This is a genomic window from Arthrobacter silviterrae, from assembly GCF_011045165.1.
Lineage (GTDB): Bacteria > Actinomycetota > Actinomycetes > Actinomycetales > Micrococcaceae > Specibacter > Specibacter silviterrae.
On record NZ_JAAKZI010000007.1, the window covers coordinates 46277 to 66349 of the forward strand.

The window sequence follows — 20073 nt, forward strand, 5'->3', positions numbered from 1 at the left end:
ACCTGCGGCAAAATGCGGGAGCGGCGGCATTTTTGCCTTAAACGGGCGCCCCGGCCAGGATCGCGTCGATCTGACCCATCGCCTCGCCCATTCCCTCCTCCATGCCCATCTGGATCATCTTCTCCATCTGGTCGGCGTTTGCGAAGGTGGAGGTGACCGTCATGCGGGTGCCGGCGCCGGTGTCTTCCAACGCCGTGGACATTCGGGCGCTGCCCACTTCTTCAACCGGGTTGCCGTCGTCGTCGGCGAAACCGTCCTCAAGCTCCAGCCGGTCGGGGGCGCCGATGGCGGTGAAGCGCCACCAGCCGCGCGCCTTGGTGCCGTCCGGCCCGGTCATGTAGTAACTGGCCTTGCCGCCAGGCTGGAAATCGAAGGTCTCAAACGTGGCGGGCCACGTGGGCGGCCCCCACCAGCGCTCCAGCTGGCGCGGATCCTCCCAGAGCTGCCAGACGCGTTCGACGCCGGCACTGAACTCCGCGACGATGGTCAGGCTGAGTGCCTCGGGGCTTTGGGTGGAACTGATGACTGTCATGGTTTTTCCTCGTCTTCCAACAGGATCTCCGCAATCCGCCCGGCCCGCTGCCGCCAGATCGCCTCATATTCGTCGAGCAGTTGCCGGGCCCTGTCCAGGCCGTCGCGGTTTGCGTGCACCAGCTGCTCCCTTCCCCGCCGCTCCTTGCTGACAAGGCCGGCGCGTTCCAGTACGGCCACATGTTTCTGCACGGCCGCGAAACTCATGGCGTAGTGCCCCGCCAAGCCGGAGACCGACAAGCCGCCGTCGCTCACCCGGCGGACAATGTCCCGGCGCGTGGCATCGGCGAACGCCTGGAACAGGCGGTCCAACTCGGTCTCGCGAAGCTCATCTACAACCATTTGGTTGTACGTTATCCGATTGCCTGGTGGGTGTCAAGGGTCCGGAGGGTTTTGGGAGCGGCGGCTAATGTCATTCCGGTGGCTGCGCGGACCGGGCATCCGGTGCGTCTAAACTTGTTTCATCATGACTATTGCTGCCTCGATCCCCACTGTCACTGCCGAAACTCCTGTCCGGGTGAGGTTTTGCCCCTCGCCCACCGGAACGCCCCATGTGGGCTTGATCCGCACGGCCCTTTTCAACTGGGCCTACGCGCGCCACACCCAGGGCAAGCTCATTTTCCGCATCGAGGACACCGATGCCAAGCGGGACAGTGAGGAAAGTTACCTGCAGCTTCTTGACGGGCTCAATTGGCTCGGCATCACGTGGGACGAGGGCGTGGAAGTGGGCGGCCCGCATGCCCCGTATCGCCAGTCGCAGCGTGGGGACATCTACCAGGACGTCATCAAAAAGCTGGTGGCCGGAGGGCACGTTTACGAGTCGTATTCGACGCCGGAAGAGGTCGAGGCCCGTCACAAGGCGGCCGGCCGTGACGTTAAGCTGGGTTACGACAACTTTGACCGCGAACTCTCGGAAGAGCAGATTGCTGCGTTCAAGTCAGAAGGGCGCCGGCCGGCTTTGCGGTTGCGCATGCCGGAAACGGACATCACCTTCACGGACCTGGTCCGGGGCGAGATCACCTTCAAGGCAGGATCAGTCCCGGACTACGCCCTGGTCCGACCCAACGGCGCCCCCCTCTACACGCTGGTGAATCCGGTGGACGACGCCTTGATGGGAGTCACCCACGTGCTGCGCGGCGAGGACATCCTCTCCTCCACGCCCCGCCAGATAGCCCTGTACCAGGCACTGTTCGAAATCGGCGTCGCGGAGTACCTGCCCCTCTTTGGCCACCTGCCCTACGTCATGGGCGCCGGCAACAAGAAGCTCTCCAAGCGCGACCCTGAGGCGAGCCTGTTCCTGCACCGCGACCACGGCTTCATCCCGGAAGGCCTGCTGAACTACCTGTCCCTGCTGGGCTGGTCGTTCTCCGCCGACGAGGACATCTTCTCCGTGGACCAGCTGGTGGAGCACTTCGACATCCACGACGTGCTGGGCAACCCTGCCCGCTTCGACATCAAGAAGGCCGAGGCCATCAACGGCACCCACGTGCGCATGCTGGAGGCAGCGGACTTCCGCAACCGCCTGGTCCCGTACCTGCAGGCTGCCGGGGTGGTCGGCCCGCAGCTCACTGCGCGCGAGGAGGAAATCCTCACCGAAGCAGCGCCGCTGGTCCAGGAGCGCATTACGCTGCTGGGCGAGGCCCCCGAGATGCTCTCCTTCCTGTTCAAGAACGACGACGCCGTTGACGTCGCCGAGGATGCCCGCAAGGGCCTCCCAGAGAATGTCCACGAGGTCCTGGCAGCCGCCGTTGCGGCGCTGGAGCCCGTGCAGGACTGGACCGCGGAAAACATTCAGGCCGCGCTCAAGGCCGCCCTGGTGGAGGGCCTGGGCATCAAGCCGCGCTTCGCGTTTGGCCCTGTTCGCACGGCCGTGTCCGGGCGCCGCATTTCCCCGCCGCTGTTCGAGTCCATGGTGATCCTGGGCAGGGATTCCTCGCTGGCCCGCCTCAAGGCCTTCCAGGGCTGACGTGGCTGGCACCGCGGCACACTGCACCCCTGTTCCGGGCGCCCCTGCGGCCCCGGTCAGGGGTGTCTTGTTTGATATCGACGACACGCTGGTGGACCTGCACCAGGCCATGAAGGACGCCATGATCGCGGCGAGCCGGCCGCTGGTCCCGCACCTGGGCGCAGGGGAATGGGATGCCTTCGCGGCCATGTACATGGCGGACGTGGACCATTTCTATGACAGGTACGTGGCCGGGGAATTCACGTTTGCCGAACAGCGCGGCCTGCGGGCCCGGGCCGTCATGGCCCACTTCGGCGTGTCGGGATTTGACTTGGCTGCCGAGCAGTGGTGGATTGAGGCCTTTGAGAAGGCCCAGCCAGGCTACATCCGGGCCTACCCGGACGTGGTTCCCGTCCTTGACGCCCTGGACGCGGCAGGGTTCCCATATGGGGCGGTCAGCAACAACGTCCACGACTACCAGCGGGCCAAGCTGGACGTGGCGGGGCTGTCCCGCATCCGCGTGCTGGTGGGCATCGACACCGTGGGCGCGGCAAAGCCCGATCCGCGCGTCTTCGCCGAAGGCTGCCGCCTGCTGGGGACCGTCCCGGCCCAAACGCTCTACGTGGGTGACAACTACCTGATCGACGCCGAGGGCTCCGCCCAGGCGGGGTTGCAGGGTGTCTGGCTGGACCGCAAAGGCGGGGGCCCGCCGTCGTCCGCGGCCGTGGAAGGCGTCCGGATCATTGGGGGCCTGGCCGAGGTGCAGGGGCTGGCCGGGCTGATGCTGCCGCGGGCACGCGCCGGCGTCCAGCTGTGATGCACGCCTCAGGGGTGCCGGGCGGTTCCGTTTTGGCGTCTGGGAAACTCTCAGGTATAGTTTTATCCCGGCGCAAGGGCCGCTGAAGGGCCGGGGAAACCCGGTGGATTCGGCGGTGGAGCGCAGCCATTGGGATATGGTGTAATTGGCAACACATCGGTTTCTGGTACCGACATTCTAGGTTCGAGTCCTGGTATCCCAGCGCTTGCAAGAGCCGCCTTTCGATTGGCGTGTTCGGCGAGATTCCAGTAAAGTTTTTGGAGTTCACCGAGCAAAAATCGGTTGTATTAGGGCCCCATCGTATAGCGGCCTAGTACGCTGCCCTCTCACGGCGGTAACGCGGGTTCGAATCCCGCTGGGGTCACCAACAAGGCCGGGAAGTTGAAAAGCTTCCCGGCCTTTTGCATGCCCGGCGCCGTTCCGAGGTACTTCACCCCGCCGCTCCAAGCAACTTCACAGATTCCGCCCAGCAATCCCGCCCAGCACGGGCCGGAACTGGCATGATGAAGCTGTGAACCCAACCTTCAATGGCAATTTCAGGGACGACGCCGGTGCCGCCGGCGTGCAGGACGCTTCGGTTGCGCTGTTGGAGGGTGTGAGGGGGGAGCTGGCCTCGCTCCGGCTCGGGCTCGAACTGCCCGGCACTGCAGATGCACGCAGGACTGCCGGGAGCGCCGTGGGCCAGCTGGATGACTATATCCTCCCGCGGTACCGCAGCCTGGACGCGCCGCTGCTGGCCGTGGTGGGTGGCTCCACGGGGGCCGGGAAGTCCACCCTGGTGAACGCCTTAGCGGGCCATCCCGTCACCCGGGCCGGCGCCATCCGCCCCACCACCCGCCAGCCCATCCTGTTGCACCACCCGCAGGACGCACCATGGTTTGCCTCCCCGCGTGTGCTGCCCACGCTGTCCCGCGTCCGCGGGGAACTGGCCGGCGCGGGAACCCCTGCAACCAGCGCCGGCGCCGCGCCGGACCCCTCCGCCATGCAGTCGCTTGTGCTGCTTGCGGACCCCGCCGTCCCGGAAGGCGTGGCCCTGCTGGACGCGCCGGATGTGGACTCCATCTCCGATGACAATCGCGCCCTGGCCTCACAGCTGCTGGCCGCGGCGGACCTTTGGCTTTTCGTCACCACCGCCAACCGCTACGCCGACGCCGTGCCGTGGAAGCTGCTGGTGGACGCCGCCTCCCGGGACATTCTGGTGGCTGTGGTGTTGGACCGTGTGCCTGCAGGTGCCGCGGAGGAGGTCAGTGCCGACCTCCGCTCCATGCTGGCCCGCGAGGGGCTGGCCGGTGCCGAACTTTTCGTGGTCGCCGAGACAGCGCTGGATCCACTGGGCATGCTGCCCCCTGCCGCCACCGCGCCCATCCGCGACTGGCTGCAGGGCATTGCCGCGGATGCGGCCGGGCGCTCCGGGATTGCGCGGCGCACGCTCAACGGCACGGTGCGCGCCCTGTCCGGGAAAGTGGCCGGCCTTGCGGAGGCGGTCAAGGACCAGGACGACGCCGGACGGCAGCTGGCGGGCGACGTCACCGCCTCGTTCGCGGACGCCGCGGGGCGCATCTCCCAGGCCACCAGCGACGGCTCCCTGCTGCGCGGGGAAGTGCTGGCCCGCTGGCAGGACTTTGTGGGCACGGGCGACTTCTTCCGCGCACTGGAAAGCGGGATCGGACGCGTCCGCGACAGGATCGGCGCGTTCTTCAAGGGGCAGCCGCCGCCGGCCGTGAAGGTGGAGGCCGCCATAGAAACAGGGCTGCAGGCCGTGATTGTGGACCAAGCCTCGCGTGCGGCGGAGGATGCCGACCAGCGCTGGCGCTCCGATCCGGCAGGCCGGGCGCTGCTGGGAACGGACGACCTCTCCGGCACCACGGCCGAATTCCCCGCCGACGTCGCCGCCGAAATCCGCGCCTGGCAGGGTGACGTGCTCGCCATGATACGCACGGAAGGTGCCGCCAAGCGGTCACAGGCCCGGTGGGTTTCCTTCGGGGTGAACGGGATGGGCGTGGTCCTGATGATTTTCGTCTTCTCCCTGACCGGAGGCCTGACGGGGGCGGAGATCGGCATCGCAGGCGGCACCGCCGTCGTCGGCCAAAAACTGCTGGAAGCCGTGTTCGGCGAGGACGCAGTGCGGCGGCTGGCCAACCAGGCGCGCCATTCCCTGGATCAGCGGTGCGAAGGATTGCTGGACGGCCAAAGACAGCGCTTCCTGGAGCGACTGGGGACGCAGCAGGACGGTACACCCCAAGCTGACAGGCTTCGCGAGCTGGCCGTGGAACTGGCGAAACTGGGGGAGGGCGCATGAGCCGGCACCGCGACGCACGCACGGAATCGGCCCTGGCACGCCGGCTTGAGGCACTCAACGAAGCCCGCGAGCTTGGTGAGGGCCGCCTGGACGATTCCGCCCTGCAGCAGGCGTACGACGTCCTGGAACGGGCCACCTCGCGGCGGTCCCTGAGCGCGGATCACACCGTTGTGGGGTTCTTCGGCGCCACGGGAAGCGGAAAATCGTCTCTGTTCAACGCCGTGGCCGCCACGGATGCGGCGCGCGTGACCGTGCGGCGGCCCACCACCAGCGAAGCGCTGGCCATGGTGTGGCAGCCGGCCGGGAGCGCGCCGCTCCTGGATTGGCTGGAGGTTTCGGAGCGGCGCGAGGGCGGCCCGGTGCCCGGCCTCACCGACGACGCCGGGGGGCTGGTGCTGCTGGACCTGCCCGACTTTGACTCCGTCCAGCGCGCCAACCGCGAAACCGTGGAGCGCCTGGCCGGGCAGGTGGATGTGCTGGTGTGGGTGGTGGACCCGCAAAAATATGCGGACGCGGCCATCCACAACGAGTTCGTCAGGCCATTTGCCGCCCACGCCGCCGTGACGCTGGTGGTCCTGAACCAGGTGGACCGGCTGGCCACTGCCGAGGTCAAGCCAGTGCTTGAATCGCTGTCGTCGATTCTGGACCGCGACGGGCTGGGCAAGGTGTCGGTGCTGGGCGTTTCGGCCGTGACGGGGGAAGGGATTGACGTGCTGCGCCGGCGGGTCGCCGCCGTCGTGAAGGCCCGGCAGGCCCAGTCCGCCAGGCTGGCTGCGGACGTGGCCGTGGCCGCCCGCCACCTCGCCGACGCGGCCGGCGCGGGGGATGCCGCAGGGATCCACCAGCAGGACCGCAAGGCCCTCGCCGCCGGGCTTGCAGACGCCGTGCACATGGAAACGGTGGTCTCCGCCGTGCAGACGTCCTACCGGCTGGAGGCCACACGGCGGACCGGCTGGCCCGTGACGAGGTGGATGTCCCGCTTCCGGCAGGATCCGCTGCGCCGCCTGAGCCTGCGCAGGGAAGGCGGGCCGGACGTGAACCGGACCTCGCTGCCGCCGGCCGGCGTGGCTGAACAGGCGCGGCTGGATTCGGCGGTGCGCGACTTTGCGGACGCAGCGGGCAGCGGAGCCGCCGGTCCTTGGCGGGCCTCCATCCGGGCGGCAGCCCGCAGCAACCGCGAGGCCCTGCCGGATGCCCTGGATCAGGCGGTTGCCTCGGCTGACCTGAAGGCGAACAAGGGCGCCTGGTGGTGGCCGGTGTTCTCCGTCATCCAGTGGCTGGCGCTGCTGGTGGCCGTGGGCGGGCTGGCCTGGCTGGGCGTGCTTGCTGCGCTGGGCTATTTTCAGCTGCCCGTCCCGGAGGTGCCCCGCGAGCAGGGCTGGCCGCTGCCCACGCTGATGGTTTTGGCTGGCGTGGTGCTGGGGATTTTTCTGGCCGTGACCAGCAAGCTCATTGCGGCGGCTGGTGCCCGGGGGCGTGCCGCCATGGCGCGGCGCCGGCTCCGGGAGGGCATCGCCGGGGCGGCGGAGGCCTTGGTGGTTGCCCCCACGGAGGCCGAAGTCGACCGCTGCCGGGCGTTCCATGAAGCCCTCGCCGCTGCCCAGTAACCGGGCTACGGTGCCATCGCGTCGCGGCACTTGAGCAGCGTGCGCAGGTTGCGGGTCGTCGTCGTGCTCTTGTATTTGGCCTTGGCGGACAGCTTGCTGAAGGGGGAATCCAGGGTGCCGCCGGCAGGGGCCGGCCAGGCGAGCGCCTCGGGGGAGAGCCTTGCCAGTTCGACGCCGGCCAGCCCGCCTCCCAGCGTTTCGAGTTCGTCGAGGATGGCCGGGTCGGAGGAGAGCGTGACGTAGCTGTGCTGTTCCTTGCTGTCCGCGGGGTACGGGCAGGCCTCTATGACCGCATCAAGGCGCTCCTGGTCCAGGACCACCACCCAGGCGTCATAGCCGAAGTTTTCCCGCAGGCAGCCTTCTACCAGGGACTTTAGTTCCGCTGCCGGGACTTTCGCCGTGCACACAATGTTGCCGGACGCGAGGAGCGTCTTGGCGCCCGTGAGCGGGAGTTTTTGCAGGGCTGTGCGGAGATCGGCCATTTTGATGTTGATGCCGCCCACGTTGATGCCGCGCAGGAACACCGCATATTTTGTCATGGCAAAACCCTACCCGGCGGGCGGCCCTGCCCGGGAGCCCTAGCCGGTCCCTAGCCGGTCCCGAAGAACGGGGCGTGGCCCAAGAAGCGCAGGTGCTCGTCGAATTCGGCAAAGGTTGCCGCCGGCGGCGGCGAGTTCCAGGCGGACTGGGCGTGGACGCGCAGCCGGGGGAGCAGGGTGCGGGTCAGCAGCTGCTCGGGGGCCCAGCCGTGGGCGTCGTCCCAGATGGGGAACAGCTGGCCGTGGGAGCCGGACTCGGCGCCGGGGGTGAGGCGAGCCGGTTCCGACCAGCCGCGGGAGTATACGTAGGGGTTCAGATACGTTTCCCACTGGTACTCGGGCAGCGGCTGGTTGATGGTCATGTTTGGTACGTCGTCCGGGTTCAGAGGGGGCCACAGATCATGGTACAAATCCGAGGAGGAGCCGATGAGCTGGTGGCCGTCCGCGATGAGGTCCTCGGCGGACAGCGATTCATAAATCTGTGCCCAGTAGGCAATCAGGATGTCCTTGTCCAGGGCGACGGCCTTGTTTTTGCCGTTGATCATGTCGTTCCACATGATGGTGCCCCGACCGTCCGCCCGGATCGCGGCGGCCAGTTCGTTGAACAGCTGGAGATAGGCGTCCACGGGGGTGGCGGACGGGTCTCCGGTCGCGGCGCGGATCCAGGACAGGGCGCTGGGGTGGTCCTGGCCGAAGAACTCGTCGCCGCCCACATGAACGAACGGGCTGTCAAAGGTTTCGCCGGTCTCGCGGAGCACATCCGCCAGCAGCCGGCGAACCTGAGGGCGCGAATAGTCCCACCCGGCGGCTTCGCCCGCGCCGCCGGGAAACATGAATTCCGAGTAGACCAGCGTGTCCATTTCCGAGTGGCCGGGCACGTCAAACTCCGGAATGACGCTCACATGGTGGCGCCGGGCAAACTCCACCAGCTCCCGGACCTCCGCCTTGGTCCAGTGTCCGCCCCCGGGACTGTTGTCCACAATTCCGGGCAGCACATCACTTTCGATCCGGAGCCCCTCGCTGTCCTTGACGCGCAGGAACAGCGTGTTCAGCTTGGTGTAGGCCAGGTCCCGGATGTGGTCCCTGAGCCACGCGAGTGAGTAATAACGCCGACCGGAATCCACCTGCAGCCCCCGCCATGGCTGGTCCGTCCAGTCCGTCACGGTGCCCTGCGGCAGTGCGCCGGCACCCTTGAGCGCCTGAACCAGCGTGGCCCCGGCGTACAGTGCACCCGCCGGTCCGCCGGCAACCACGTGAACGCCGTCCCCGGCCACCCGCAGCGAATAGGCCTCATGTGCCTGGACGCGGGCCGCACCGGCGGTGTCCACGGCACCCAGGGTGAGGTGGACGCCGTCGGGCACGGCCGTGCCAAATCGGACGACGGCGCCCCTGGCCAACCCTGCTTCGGCCAGTTGGGCGGCCACCAGCCCGGCAACGTCGCCCAGCTGCCGCCGGCAGCTGGGGTCGACGGTGACCTGCGTGACGCCGTCGGCCGGGGCCCAGCTGCCGCCGGCAGCTTCAAAGCGGCGGACGGCGGGGATGGTGACAGGGAATCCGTTGGGGGCGGGCGGAGGAGCGGACCACGTCTCGGGGGCGCGGGCGGGGTGTGCGGCCGGGCCGATCCGGGTCACGTCCATGCGGCGGCAGTATCCCGGGCCGGTGTTTTCGGCCATGATGCAGAAGGCGTTCAGTTCTGTGGTGCGCGGGCCGGTGGTGATTGTGGCCGTCACGGCCTCCCACTCGGTGCCGTTGCCGGGCGTCTGCTGGCCCTTGTAGCGCTCGGCCCGGGGACCCCCGGCGGCAAGCCCGCGGTAGTGGAGCCGGTGCTCGGCGTCGAAGATGCCCCATATGAGCCCGGTGCCCCGGATCTGGAGTTCCACGCGGTATTCAGTGTTGGGCTCGACGCCGGTCACGAGCTTGTTGACCATCCCGCGGCTTACGGCAGTGCCTCTCGTGGGCAGGTTGTGGCCCGCCGCGCGCCGGGAATCCCCGTCAAAGGAAAAGCCGAGCTGGATGGCCGGGCCGTCGAGGTCCACGAACTGGGCATGGACCCCCTGCGTGCCTTCCCACGACCGCCGGGAAAAGTCGGGGTCGGAGTGCTGCGGACCGGACAGTTGCCGGGAGTCAAGCGGGGACTTCATGCGGGAGGTGCTCCATCGGTGGTGGCTTGGCAGAGGCTGCCGGGCGTGCGGGATCGACGCTACACTGGCCGCCGGTGCGGGCCAACACTGACGGCCGTGGTTACTTCGACGCGTCATCATTGCCGAGATCGCGCGCCCCCGCTTAAAAACTGTGTGTCAGAAGCTACACGAAAACACGTCAAAATAGGGTGATTTCGTGCAGTTTCTGACACACAGTTGGCGGGGGAGAGGGTCAGTCGTTGGTCTTGCGCAGGGCCTCGGTCAGGATGCGGGAGGCGTTGCAGACAATTTCCGCGTGCAGGCGGCCGGGCTGGCGGGTCAGGCGCTCAATGGGGCCGGAAATCGAGACGGCGGCAATGACGCGCCCGGACGGGCCGCGCACCGGGGCGGACACCGAGGCGACCCCGGGCTCACGTTCGCCGAGCGACTGCCCCCAGCCCCGACGTCGAACGCCGGCCAAAACGGTGGGGGTGAAGCGGGCGTTGTGGAGGCCCTCAAGCAGGCGCTCGTGGTCCTCCCAGGCGAGCAGGACCTGTGCGGCGGAACCGGCCTTCATGGTCAGCTGTGTGCCAACCGGAATGGTGTCGCGCAGGCCGATGGGGCGCTCGGCGGACGCCACGCACACGCGGGAATCACCCTGGCGGCGGAAGATCTGGGCGCTTTCACCCGTGGAGTCGCGCAGTTGCAGGAGCACCGGGCCGGCGGCGGCGATGAGCCGGTCCTCGCCGGCCGCCGAGGCCAGCTCAACCAGCCGGCTGCCCAGCACAAACCGTCCCTGCATGTCCCGGCTGACCAGCCGGTGATGTACCAAGGCCAGTGCCAACCTGTGCACGGTGGGCCGGGCCAGGCCGGTTGCCGCAACGAGCTGAGCCAGGGTGGTGGGGCCGGCTTCCAGTGCATCAAGCACCAATGCCGCTTTATCGATGACGCCAACGCCACTAGAATTGTCCATGTAATGATATTGACGTCTCAACATGTGAGATGCAAATCCGCGGGCTGGCATCCGCGGGCCCGAGGCTGGGACAGTGGAGCCATAACAACCAAAGATCCGGGCGGCCGTGCCAATCCCATGGCACCATGACGCCGGGATCAATTCATGAAGGGAGCTGGCCGTGACCGAGGCAACCACACCTGACGCACAGGGCTCAGCACAGGTGCCGGCAGTTTCCACGGCGGCGCCCCGCAGGGCAGCGAAGACGCTGGCGGAAAAAGTTTGGCGCGACCACGTGGTCAAGCAGGGCGAGGGCGACGGCGACGCAGCCCAGCCCGACCTGCTCTACATAGACCTCCACCTCGTCCACGAAGTCACCTCACCGCAAGCCTTCGAAGGGCTGCGCCTGGCCGGCCGTCCGCTGCGCCGCCCCGACCTGACGATCGCCACGGAGGACCACAACACCCCCACGATCGCCATCGACAAGCCCATCGCCGACCTCACCAGCCGCACGCAGATCCAGACGCTGCGCAACAACTGCAAGGAATTCGGGGTCCGCCTCCACTCCCTGGGCGACGCCGAACAAGGCATCGTCCACGTGGTGGGCCCGCAGCTGGGCCTGACCCAGCCCGGCATGACGGTGGTGTGCGGCGACTCGCACACCTCCACCCACGGCGCCGTCGGCGCGCTCGCGTTCGGCATTGGCACGTCCGAGGTGGAGCACGTCATGGCCACCCAGACCCTGCCGCTGAAGCCGTTCAAGACCATGGCCATCAACGTTGAAGGCACCCTGCGCCCGGGCGTCAGCTCCAAGGACATCATCCTGGCCATCATTGCCAAGATCGGCACCGGCGGCGGGCAGGGCTACGTCCTGGAATACCGCGGCTCCGCGATCCGCGCCCTGTCCATGGACGCCCGCATGACCATCTGCAACATGTCCATCGAGGCGGGCGCCCGCGCCGGCATGATCGCCCCGGATGAGACCACCTTCGAATTCCTCAAGGGCCGCCCCCACGCCCCGGTTGGTGCCGAGTGGGATGCCGCCGTCGAGTACTGGAAGTCCCTGGCCACCGAGGACGACGCCGCGTTCGACGCCGAAGTATTCCTGGACGCGAACACCCTGGAACCGTTTGTCACCTGGGGCACCAACCCGGGCCAGGGCGTTTCCCTGAACGACGCCGTTCCCTCACCTGAGTCCTTCGGCGACGAAAACGCCAAGGCGGCCGCCCAGCGCGCGCTGGCCTACATGGACCTGGAAGCCGGCACGCCCATGAAGGACATCCGCGTGGACACGGTGTTCCTGGGTTCCTGCACCAACTCCCGGATCGAGGACCTGCGCGCCGCGGCGGACATCGTCCGCGGCCGCGAAAAGGACCCCAATGTCCGCATGATGGTTGTCCCGGGCTCGGCCCGTGTACGGCTCGAGGCAGAGGCCGAGGGACTGGACAAGGTCTTCCTGGCCTTCGGTGCGGAGTGGCGCTTCGCCGGCTGCTCCATGTGCCTAGGCATGAACCCGGACCAGCTGGCGCCGGGCGAGCGCTGCGCCTCCACGTCAAACCGCAACTTTGAGGGCCGTCAGGGCAAGGGCGGGCGCACCCACCTGGTCTCGCCCGTGGTCGCAGCCGCAACGGCCGTGCGCGGAACCCTCAGTTCGCCGTCGGACCTTGAACCTATTGGCGTCGCAGCCAGCACCGTAGCGTAAGGAGCTCACCCCATGGAAAAGTTCTCCACCCACACCGGCATTGGTGTTCCGCTGCGCCAGAGCAACGTCGATACCGACCAGATCATCCCCGCCGTCTACTTGAAGCGCATCACGCGCACCGGCTTTGAGGATGCATTGTTCGCGAGCTGGCGCAAAAACCCTGAATTCATCCTCAACCAAGAGCCGTTCAACGCCGGCTCCGTGCTAGTTGCCGGGGCGGACTTCGGCACCGGTTCCTCCCGCGAACACGCCGTATGGGCGCTCAAGGACTACGGCTTCAAGGCCGTGCTGTCCTCCCGCTTTGCCGACATTTTCCGCGGAAACTCCGGCAAGCAGGGCCTGGTGGCAGCCGAGGTGGCCCAGGACGACATCGAGCTGATCTGGAAGGTCCTGGAGAACGCGCCGGGCACCGAGGTTACGGTGGACCTGGAGGCCAAGATGGTCACCGCCGGTTCGGTGGTGGCGCCGTTCCAGATTGACGACTACACCCGCTGGCGTCTGCTCGAAGGCCTCGACGACATTGGCCTGACCCTGCGGGACGAACCGGCCATCACCGCGTTTGAGGCCACCCGCCCGTCCTTCAAGCCCACCACCCTGCCCGCCAAGAGCTAACTTTCGCTCCGGATGGCGATACGGACTTTCGCCCCTGGTATACCGGGGGCGAATGTCCGTCCCGGCCCCAGGATGTCGAAACGGCTAATTGAGCCCGATAGTTCAGGCTCAAATGTCCGGATCGGCATCCGCAGCGATCAAACACGTTTCCGGCTCCCGGAACCGGACGGCAGTCCAGCCTTGTGCAGCTTGGCCACCAGCAGCCGTGGATCCCTGAGGTCGTCCCAGACCCAGCGGACCACCGTGTAGCCGAGCGCCCGCAGCCGGTCCTCCCGTTTCTTCTCTTCCACAACCACCTGCGACGGCGTTTTGCCTTTGAGGTAGCGCTGGGCAGAATACTTTTCGAAGCCGTCAAATTCACCGATGACCTTGAATTCCTCCCAGTCAAAGTCCGGATAGCCCACCAGCCCCCAGTCGTCAAAGAAGGGCTTTTGCAGCACGGGCCGGGGGAATCCATTGAGGATCATGATGGCACGGCTTCTGGATTCCCCGGCTGACTGTGCGCCGGCGTCGGCAACGTCAAGCACCCGCCTGACCCGGTTCTGCTTGGCCATGGAGCCCAGTCTGGCAAGGGATTCACGCATGTGCTCCTCCCCGAACGTCAGATTGGTACCGTGGGGCGAGCCGGGGAGAATCTTGCCCTGCAGGAGTTTGTCCATGGCTGGCAGGGCACGCTCGAGGGGCAGGTGGACGGCCAGGTCGCGGGCCGTCTCCACTGGCCGGGTCACCCTGAGCCCGAACATGGCCCACGGTTCCGGATCCCCTTCGACCGCCATGATCCGCCGCACGCCGTTGCGGCTCTGCCCGCCCGGAGTTCCGGGCGGGATGACCGTCTGGACCAGGAGGGGCACGCCGAATACGGGAAGCCCCATCACCTCGGCGGCGGATTCCCTGGCAAAAACGGGCGGATTGACGGCCAGTTCTTGCACGGCCTGGACCCGAACCCGGTGCTGCTCCCACGGTTTCAGCGCAGCCCACACCTCCGTGGGCAGGTAAAGGCCCTGCCGCACGCGGACCAATTCCCCTGACGCCGCGCGCCTGGACAGCTGCCGGCTGCCGTGCTCGGAGACGAACTTGCTCGGGGCACTGATGAAGGGCGGCAATTCAAGCGTGGTCATGCGTCAATGGTTCCGTGTCCCGGCGGCTTGGAACCGGCCATCGCCCCGAATGTGGGCAACCCCGTCCCCGGCTCCCCTTGTGGAGGACGGATCGGGGGCTGCCCGAAAGGGGCGGATTGGTCCAGGATGTCGAGGTGGACTATTGATCCCGGGATATGAGGATCAAAAGTCCGAATCGGCATCCTGCATGGAATCACGACGCCGGAGCCCCCATCCGCTGTTCCGTTTCGGCATCTTCGGTGAAGAAACTATGCTTGACTGAGGCTTCCTGCATGCCAGGGGAACCGAGCCGCAACAAAGGATGTGTATTTATGGGCAGGATTCTTACGGTCCGCGGAGGAGTTCCGCTCAAGGGACGGGTGCAGGTGCGGGGGGCCAAGAACCTGGTGCCAAAAGCCATGGTCTCGGCCCTGTTGGGAAACTCACCGTCCATCCTGCGCAATGTGCCGGAGCTCAAGGACGTTGAAGTTGTCACCTCACTCCTGCAGATCCACGGCATCACGGTGGTCAAGGACCCCGTCACCGGCGACCTCACGATGGATCCGGCCAACGTCAAGACGGCGTCCAGTTCGGAAATCAACACCCATGCCGGCGACTCCCGCATCCCCATCCTGCTGTGCGGACCGCTGATCCACTCCATCGGCCACGCGTTCATCCCGGACCTGGGCGGCTGCAAGATCGGCGACCGGCCCATCGACTACCACCTGGAAGTGCTGCGCAAATTCGGCGCCGTGGTGGACAAGACGGGCGGCGGCATCCTGATCACCGCACCGAACGGACTCAAGGGCACCAAGATTTCGCTGCCCTACCCCAGCGTCGGCGCCACGGAACAGGTGCTCCTTTCGGCAACCCGGGCCGAAGGCATCACCGAGCTCAGCGGGGCGGCAACGGAACCGGAAATCATTGACCTGATTGCCATCTTGCAAAAGATGGGCGCCATCATCTCGGTGCAGACTGACAGGACCATCCGCATTGAGGGCGTGAAGGAACTGACCGGCTACGTCCACACGGCGCTCCCGGACCGCAACGAGGCGGCGTCGTGGGCCTCGGCCGCACTGGTGACGGGCGGCGACATTTACGTTGAGGGCGCCAGCCAGCGGGACATGATGACCTTCGTGAACACCTTCCGCAAGATCGGAGGCGGCATGGACATCCACGACGACGGCATCCGTTTCTACCACCCCGGCGGCGACCTCAAGCCCCTGGTCCTGGAAACCGACGTCCACCCCGGCTTCATGACCGACTGGCAGCAGCCGCTGGTGGTGGCGCTGACGCAGGCCCAGGGTGTGTCGATTGTCCACGAAACGGTTTACGAAAACCGCTTCGGCTTTACCGAGGCCCTGGCCCGCATGGGCGCCAACATCCAGTTGCACCGCGAATGTCTGGGCAGTGTCCCCTGCCGGTTTGGCCAGCGCAACTTCATCCACTCGGCCGTCATTTCAGGCTCCACCCCGCTCACCGGCACCAGCATTGACATCCCGGACCTGCGCGGCGGATTCAGCCACATGATCGCCGCCCTCGCCGCCAAGGGCACCTCCACCGTGACCGGAATTGACATCATCAGCCGCGGCTATGAGCGCTTCACCGGCAAGCTGGACGCACTCGGCGCCGACTTCGACGTCCACGACTCCAAACAGGCGCTGGTGTAGGAATGGCTGATCGCAAGCGGCCCTTCAAACCTGCCGGAATGTCCCTGCGCACCCGCGTTTTCTTCGCCATCCTGGCCGGCGTGGCCCGCCCGGCCATGAACCTGCTCACGGGCAAGGAGTGGCACGGGCTGGAAAAGCTGCCCGTGGGCGAGGGCTTCATTGTGGTGCCCAACCACTGCACCGAAATTGACCCCATAGTGGTGGGCCACATGCTCTACAACCAAAACCTCATGCCCCACTTCCTGGCCAAGGACGGACTGTTCCGCACGCCCGTCCTGGGCGCCGTGTTGCGGGGTGCCCACCAAATCCCCGTTGAGCGCAGCGGCGTCGGGGCGGGGAAGTCGCTCGAAGGCGCCGAAAGGGTGCTGGGTGAGGGCGGCGCCGTCGTTATTTATCCTGAGGGGACCTTGACCCGGGATCCGGGCCTGTGGCCCATGAAGGGCCGCACCGGCGCCGCGCGGTTGGCGCTCAGCACGGGTGCCAAGGTGGTTCCGGTGGCCCATTGGGGCGCCCAGGAGGTGTTCCCCCGCTATGCCAAGGGCTTCAAGATTTTCCCCCGCAAGAAGACGCATGTGGTGGTGGGGGACCCCGTCAACCTGGATGAATTCATGGGCAGGACGGGCGACAAGGCCACGCTGGAAGCCATGACGGAGGTCATCATGGCGGACATCACGGCCCTGCTGGAACCGCTGCGCGGCGAGAGCGCGCCGGCCCAGCGCTGGGACCCCACGGCCCACCACCAGTCAACCCACGGCCGCTTCGTGGAGCGGGGCGCCAAGGCCCACGGTACACCCGGCAAGGACGACGCCGGCACACCGGAAACAGGGGACCCCAAGTGAGCTTTGTGGACGGCCTGGCACCGGCCAAGGTTGCCGTACTGGGCGCGGGAAGCTGGGGCACCACCTTTGCCAAGGTGCTCGGCGATGCCGCGGAAGGCACCGGCCGCAGCATTGTGCTCTGGGGTCGCCGGCAGGAAGTTGTCGACCAGATCAACAACCACCACAGGAATCCGCGCTACCTCTCCACCACGGCGCTGCCGGTCAACATCACCGCCTCCACCGACGTCCGGGAAGTCCTGGCCAGGGCCGAGCTGGTGGTGCTGGCAGTCCCGGCGCAAACCCTGCGCGAGCAGCTTCGCGGGTGGGCCGGCCTCCTGGCGCCGGACGCCGTCGTCGTGAGCTTGATGAAGGGGCTGGAGCTGGGCACGGACCAGCGCATGTCCCAGGTCATTGAACAGGAACTGAACCTCACCCCGGACCGCGTGGTGGTGGTCTCCGGGCCCAACCTGGCCATGGAGATTGCGCGCCAGGAACCCACGGCATCCGTGGTGGCCTGCGCGGCGGAAAGCACGGCGAAGTGGGTGGCCGAGGTGTGCACGCCCGCATACTTCCGCCCCTACACCAATGACGATGTGGTGGGCGTGGAAATCGGCGGGATCGTGAAAAACGTGATTGCGCTGTGCGTGGGCATCTGCGAGGGCCAAAAGGTGGGCGACAACACCAAGGCCTCCGTCATCACGCGCGGGCTGGCGGAAACCACGCGGCTGGCGCTGGCCTTGGGCGGCAAGGCCGAGACCCTGTCGGGGCTGGCGGGGCTGGGCGACCTCGTGGCCACGTGCTCGTCCTCGCTCAGCCGCAACCACACCGCCGGTCGGATGTTGGGCGAGGGGCTGACGCTGGAGGAAGTCAACAACCGCATGACGCAGACTGCCGAAGGCATCAAGTCCGGGCGTGCCGTGAAGGACCTGGCCGCCAAAATGGGAGTTGAGATGCCCATTACCAACGCCGTGGTCGGTGTCCTCGAAGGTAAGCTGACTGTCGACGACCTCGGGCCGCTGCTGCTGGCCCGCCAACTGAAATCCGAAGGCGATTAACGCGTGAGTACTCAAGCACCAGTTCCCGGCACGGCCACGCCCGGACGCATCCGGGTGGCCATTCTGTTTGGCGGGCGCTCCAGCGAGCATGCCGTCAGCTGCGTCACGGCGGCAGGGGTCATGGGTGCCATTGACAGGACCAAGTACGACGTCGTCCCCATCGGCATTGCGAAAAACGGCCAGTGGGTACTGGCTGGCAATGAGGTTGCCGGGTGGTCCCTGAGCGCCGGCACCCTGCCTGAGGTGGTGGCCGGGGACAAGTCCGTTTCGCTGTCCCACCTGGGCGGGGACCACCAGCTGGTGGTGTCCGAATCCAGCGCCGTTCCCGAGGAGCTCGGTTCCGTGGACGTCGTGTTCCCGCTGCTGCACGGGCCGTGGGGCGAGGACGGCACCATCCAGGGACTGCTGGAGCTGAGCGACACCCGCTACGTGGGAGCCGGGGTCCTGGCGTCCGCGATCGGCATGGACAAGCATTTCATGAAGGTGGTGTTTGAGGCCGCCGGCCTGGCGGTGGGCCCGTATGTTGCCGTGACGGACCGCGAGTGGACCGTTTCGCCCGGGCTGGTCCGGGAGCGCGTGGCCGCCTTGGGCTTCCCGGTGTTTGTGAAGCCCGCCCGCGCAGGGTCCTCCATGGGCATCTCCAAGGTGGATTCCCCGGCCGGGCTGGATGCCGCCATCGCGGAGGCACGCGAACACGACCTCAAGCTGGTCATTGAGGCCGGCATTGTGGGCCGTGAAATTGAAATCGCCGTCCTGGAGGGCCGGGGGAGCGCCGCGCCGCGCGTTTCATTGCCGGGCGAGATCGCCATGGTGGACGGCGCGCACCACCAGTTCTACGATTTTGAGGCCAAATACGTCCAGGGCGACGCCGTGAACCTCAGCTGCCCGGCCGACATGCCGGACGCTGACATTGCACGCGTCCGGGAGCAGGCGGCACGGGCTTTCGACGCCGTCGGTGCTGAGGGGCTCTCCCGGGTGGACTTCTTCTACACGGCTGCCGGGGAGCTCATCATCAATGAGATCAACACCATGCCCGGGTTCACGCCAAGCTCCATGTACCCGCAGATGTGGGCTGCCTCAGGCCTGTCATATCCCGAGTTGATTGACGAACTCCTCCAGCTGGCCCTGACCAGGAAGACCGGCCTGCGCTGAGCGCCGGCCAGCATGGCGCTCAGGACGGCGCCGCAGCAGTCACCTGGACGCAGGACGGCGTGGAGCGCACAGCCCTGTGGCGCCCGGCCTCGGGTGTGGCGGCGCCGAAGTCCGTGGAGACCGTGGATGATTCCCTCACGGCAGACCAGGCATACCGCTTGGCCGTGCAGGGCCGGGCCATGCTGTGGACAGGGGACTACCACAACGCCCGCCAGCTGCTGTCGGCCCTGGCCCGGCGGCTGCTGGACGGCACCACCGGGCGGAAGAAGCACGACGGCGGCGGCGTCGCGGAAGAGTTCTACCGGCACCGGCAGGCCCGCTCCCAGCGTGCGCGGATTCTCGGGCTCCTGCTGGTCCCGCTCGAGGCCGGCCCCGCCGTGGCGCTGCGCCGCGCACCGGATGTTGCGGCCGCCTGGCTCGCGGCGTCCGGACCCGTGGAGGCGGCCGCCGTCGCGCCGCTGCAGGACGTGCTCGGAGCCATTGGGGCTCAGGAATGGCGCCGGAAGGGGCTCCGCGTTGAGGCACTGGACGCCGTCATCCACCCGCACTATGGCACTTTTGCCCCCATCCGGAGCGAGTACCTGGACCTCGTGGCACAGGCGGAGCTGCCTTCCACTGAACTGGCCTTTGACATCGGAACGGGGACCGGCGTGCTGGCGGCCATCCTGGCCCGGCGCGGCGTAAGGCGCGTCGTTGCCACGGACAGCGAGCCCCGTGCCATTGCCTGTGCCGAGGAAAATCTGGCGCTGCTTGGCCTCTCAGCCGTGGTTGAACCGGTGCTCGGCGACATGTTTCCGGCCGGCCGGGCGCCCCTGGCGGTCTGCAACCCGCCCTGGCTTCCCGGCACGGCCCATACGCTGCTGGACAATGCCGTCTACGATCCCAAAAGCCGCATGCTCCGGGCCTTCCTCAACGGCCTGGCCGCGCACCTGGAACCGGGCGGGGAGGGCTGGCTCATCATCTCCGACCTGGCCGAGCACCTGGGCCTGCGCACCAGGGAGCAGCTCCTCGGCTGGATCGCAGGGGGCGGACTGGAGGTGCTTGGCAGGCTGGACACGCCGGCGCAGCACCCCCGCTCCATGGACCGCGCCGATCCCTTCTTTGAGGCCCGTTCGCGGGAAGTGACGTCGCTGTGGAAACTCGGCGTGAAGTAGCGC

The 20073-nt window shown here is 67.2% G+C and carries 17 protein-coding genes and 2 tRNA genes; 13 read left to right on the forward strand and 6 right to left on the reverse strand.

What is annotated here, in order from left to right; genetic code table 11:
* Positions 1-37: 37 nt before the first annotated feature.
* Positions 38-532, reverse strand: a complete 495-nt coding sequence (locus G6N77_RS05895; protein ID WP_165181103.1) for an SRPBCC family protein — start codon at positions 530-532, stop codon at positions 38-40.
* Positions 529-873, reverse strand: a complete 345-nt coding sequence (locus tag G6N77_RS05900) for an ArsR/SmtB family transcription factor (protein ID WP_165181104.1) — start codon at positions 871-873, stop codon at positions 529-531. The genes G6N77_RS05895 and G6N77_RS05900 overlap by 4 nt, the downstream gene beginning before the upstream one ends.
* 124 nt (positions 874-997) lie before the next feature.
* On the opposite strand from G6N77_RS05900, the gene gltX reads away from it, so the two are divergent.
* From gltX to G6N77_RS05930, 6 genes are all read left to right on the forward strand, one after another.
* Positions 998-2497, forward strand: coding sequence for a glutamate--tRNA ligase (gene gltX / locus G6N77_RS05905; RefSeq protein WP_165181105.1), 1500 nt, complete (start codon positions 998-1000; stop codon positions 2495-2497).
* 67 nt (positions 2498-2564) lie between these two features.
* Positions 2565-3293 (forward strand): HAD family hydrolase, encoded by a 729-nt coding sequence (locus G6N77_RS05910; protein ID WP_205678039.1) that lies wholly within the window; start codon positions 2565-2567, stop codon positions 3291-3293.
* Between the two features lie 130 nt (positions 3294-3423).
* Positions 3424-3495: transfer RNA gene (locus G6N77_RS05915), tRNA-Gln, on the forward strand.
* 89 nt (positions 3496-3584) lie between these two features.
* Positions 3585-3660: transfer RNA gene (locus G6N77_RS05920), tRNA-Glu, on the forward strand.
* A gap of 144 nt (positions 3661-3804) precedes the next feature.
* Entirely contained in the window at positions 3805-5592 is a 1788-nt protein-coding gene (locus tag G6N77_RS05925) for a dynamin family protein (protein ID WP_165181107.1), read from the forward strand.
* Positions 5589-7199 (forward strand): GTPase, encoded by a 1611-nt coding sequence (locus G6N77_RS05930; protein ID WP_165181108.1) that lies wholly within the window; start codon positions 5589-5591, stop codon positions 7197-7199. The genes G6N77_RS05925 and G6N77_RS05930 overlap by 4 nt, the downstream gene beginning before the upstream one ends.
* 5 nt (positions 7200-7204) lie before the next feature.
* Here the strand turns inward: G6N77_RS05930 and G6N77_RS05935 are convergent, their stop codons facing one another.
* From G6N77_RS05935 to G6N77_RS05945, 3 genes are all read right to left on the reverse strand, one after another.
* Positions 7205-7738 (reverse strand): DUF1697 domain-containing protein, encoded by a 534-nt coding sequence (locus tag G6N77_RS05935; protein WP_165181109.1) that lies wholly within the window; start codon positions 7736-7738, stop codon positions 7205-7207.
* Between the two features lie 50 nt (positions 7739-7788).
* Positions 7789-9879 (reverse strand): family 20 glycosylhydrolase, encoded by a 2091-nt coding sequence (locus G6N77_RS05940; protein WP_165181110.1) that lies wholly within the window; start codon positions 9877-9879, stop codon positions 7789-7791.
* A 232-nt stretch (positions 9880-10111) separates the two neighbouring features.
* Complete coding sequence (locus G6N77_RS05945) at positions 10112-10831, reverse strand: IclR family transcriptional regulator (protein ID WP_165181111.1); 720 nt, start codon at positions 10829-10831, stop codon at positions 10112-10114.
* Positions 10832-11033: 202 nt separating this feature from the next.
* Between G6N77_RS05945 and leuC the strand changes: the two genes are divergently transcribed.
* The gene (leuC, locus tag G6N77_RS05950) at positions 11034-12512 is read left to right on the forward strand and encodes a 3-isopropylmalate dehydratase large subunit (protein ID WP_165181182.1); all 1479 of its coding nucleotides are present in this window, start codon (positions 11034-11036) and stop codon (positions 12510-12512) included.
* Between the two features lie 12 nt (positions 12513-12524).
* Positions 12525-13124: a 3-isopropylmalate dehydratase small subunit gene (gene leuD / locus G6N77_RS05955; protein ID WP_165181112.1), complete on the forward strand. Its 600-nt coding sequence runs from the start codon at positions 12525-12527 to the stop codon at positions 13122-13124.
* A gap of 137 nt (positions 13125-13261) precedes the next feature.
* Here leuD and G6N77_RS05960 read toward each other — a convergent pair whose 3' ends face one another.
* Positions 13262-14242, reverse strand: coding sequence for a hypothetical protein (locus tag G6N77_RS05960; protein WP_165181113.1), 981 nt, complete (start codon positions 14240-14242; stop codon positions 13262-13264).
* A 311-nt stretch (positions 14243-14553) separates the two neighbouring features.
* Here G6N77_RS05960 and murA point away from each other — a divergent pair, with 311 nt between their 5' ends.
* From murA to G6N77_RS05985, 5 genes are read left to right on the forward strand one after another with little or no spacing between them, the layout of a single operon-like run.
* Positions 14554-15891 carry a UDP-N-acetylglucosamine 1-carboxyvinyltransferase gene (murA, locus tag G6N77_RS05965; RefSeq protein ID WP_165181114.1) on the forward strand — a complete coding sequence of 446 codons (1338 nt, stop codon included), beginning with the start codon at positions 14554-14556 and terminating at the stop codon, positions 15889-15891.
* Positions 15892-15893: 2 nt separating this feature from the next.
* Positions 15894-16730, forward strand: a complete 837-nt coding sequence (locus tag G6N77_RS05970; protein WP_240901720.1) for a lysophospholipid acyltransferase family protein — start codon at positions 15894-15896, stop codon at positions 16728-16730.
* Positions 16727-17764: an NAD(P)H-dependent glycerol-3-phosphate dehydrogenase gene (locus G6N77_RS05975; RefSeq protein WP_165181115.1), complete on the forward strand. Its 1038-nt coding sequence runs from the start codon at positions 16727-16729 to the stop codon at positions 17762-17764. Before G6N77_RS05970 ends, G6N77_RS05975 begins: the two co-directional genes overlap by 4 nt.
* Positions 17765-17767: 3 nt before the next feature.
* Positions 17768-18916, forward strand: coding sequence for a D-alanine--D-alanine ligase family protein (locus G6N77_RS05980; protein ID WP_165181116.1), 1149 nt, complete (start codon positions 17768-17770; stop codon positions 18914-18916).
* A gap of 59 nt (positions 18917-18975) precedes the next feature.
* The gene (locus G6N77_RS05985; RefSeq protein ID WP_306986921.1) at positions 18976-20070 is read left to right on the forward strand and encodes a methyltransferase; all 1095 of its coding nucleotides are present in this window, start codon (positions 18976-18978) and stop codon (positions 20068-20070) included.
* The last annotated feature ends 3 nt before the right edge of the window (positions 20071-20073 follow it).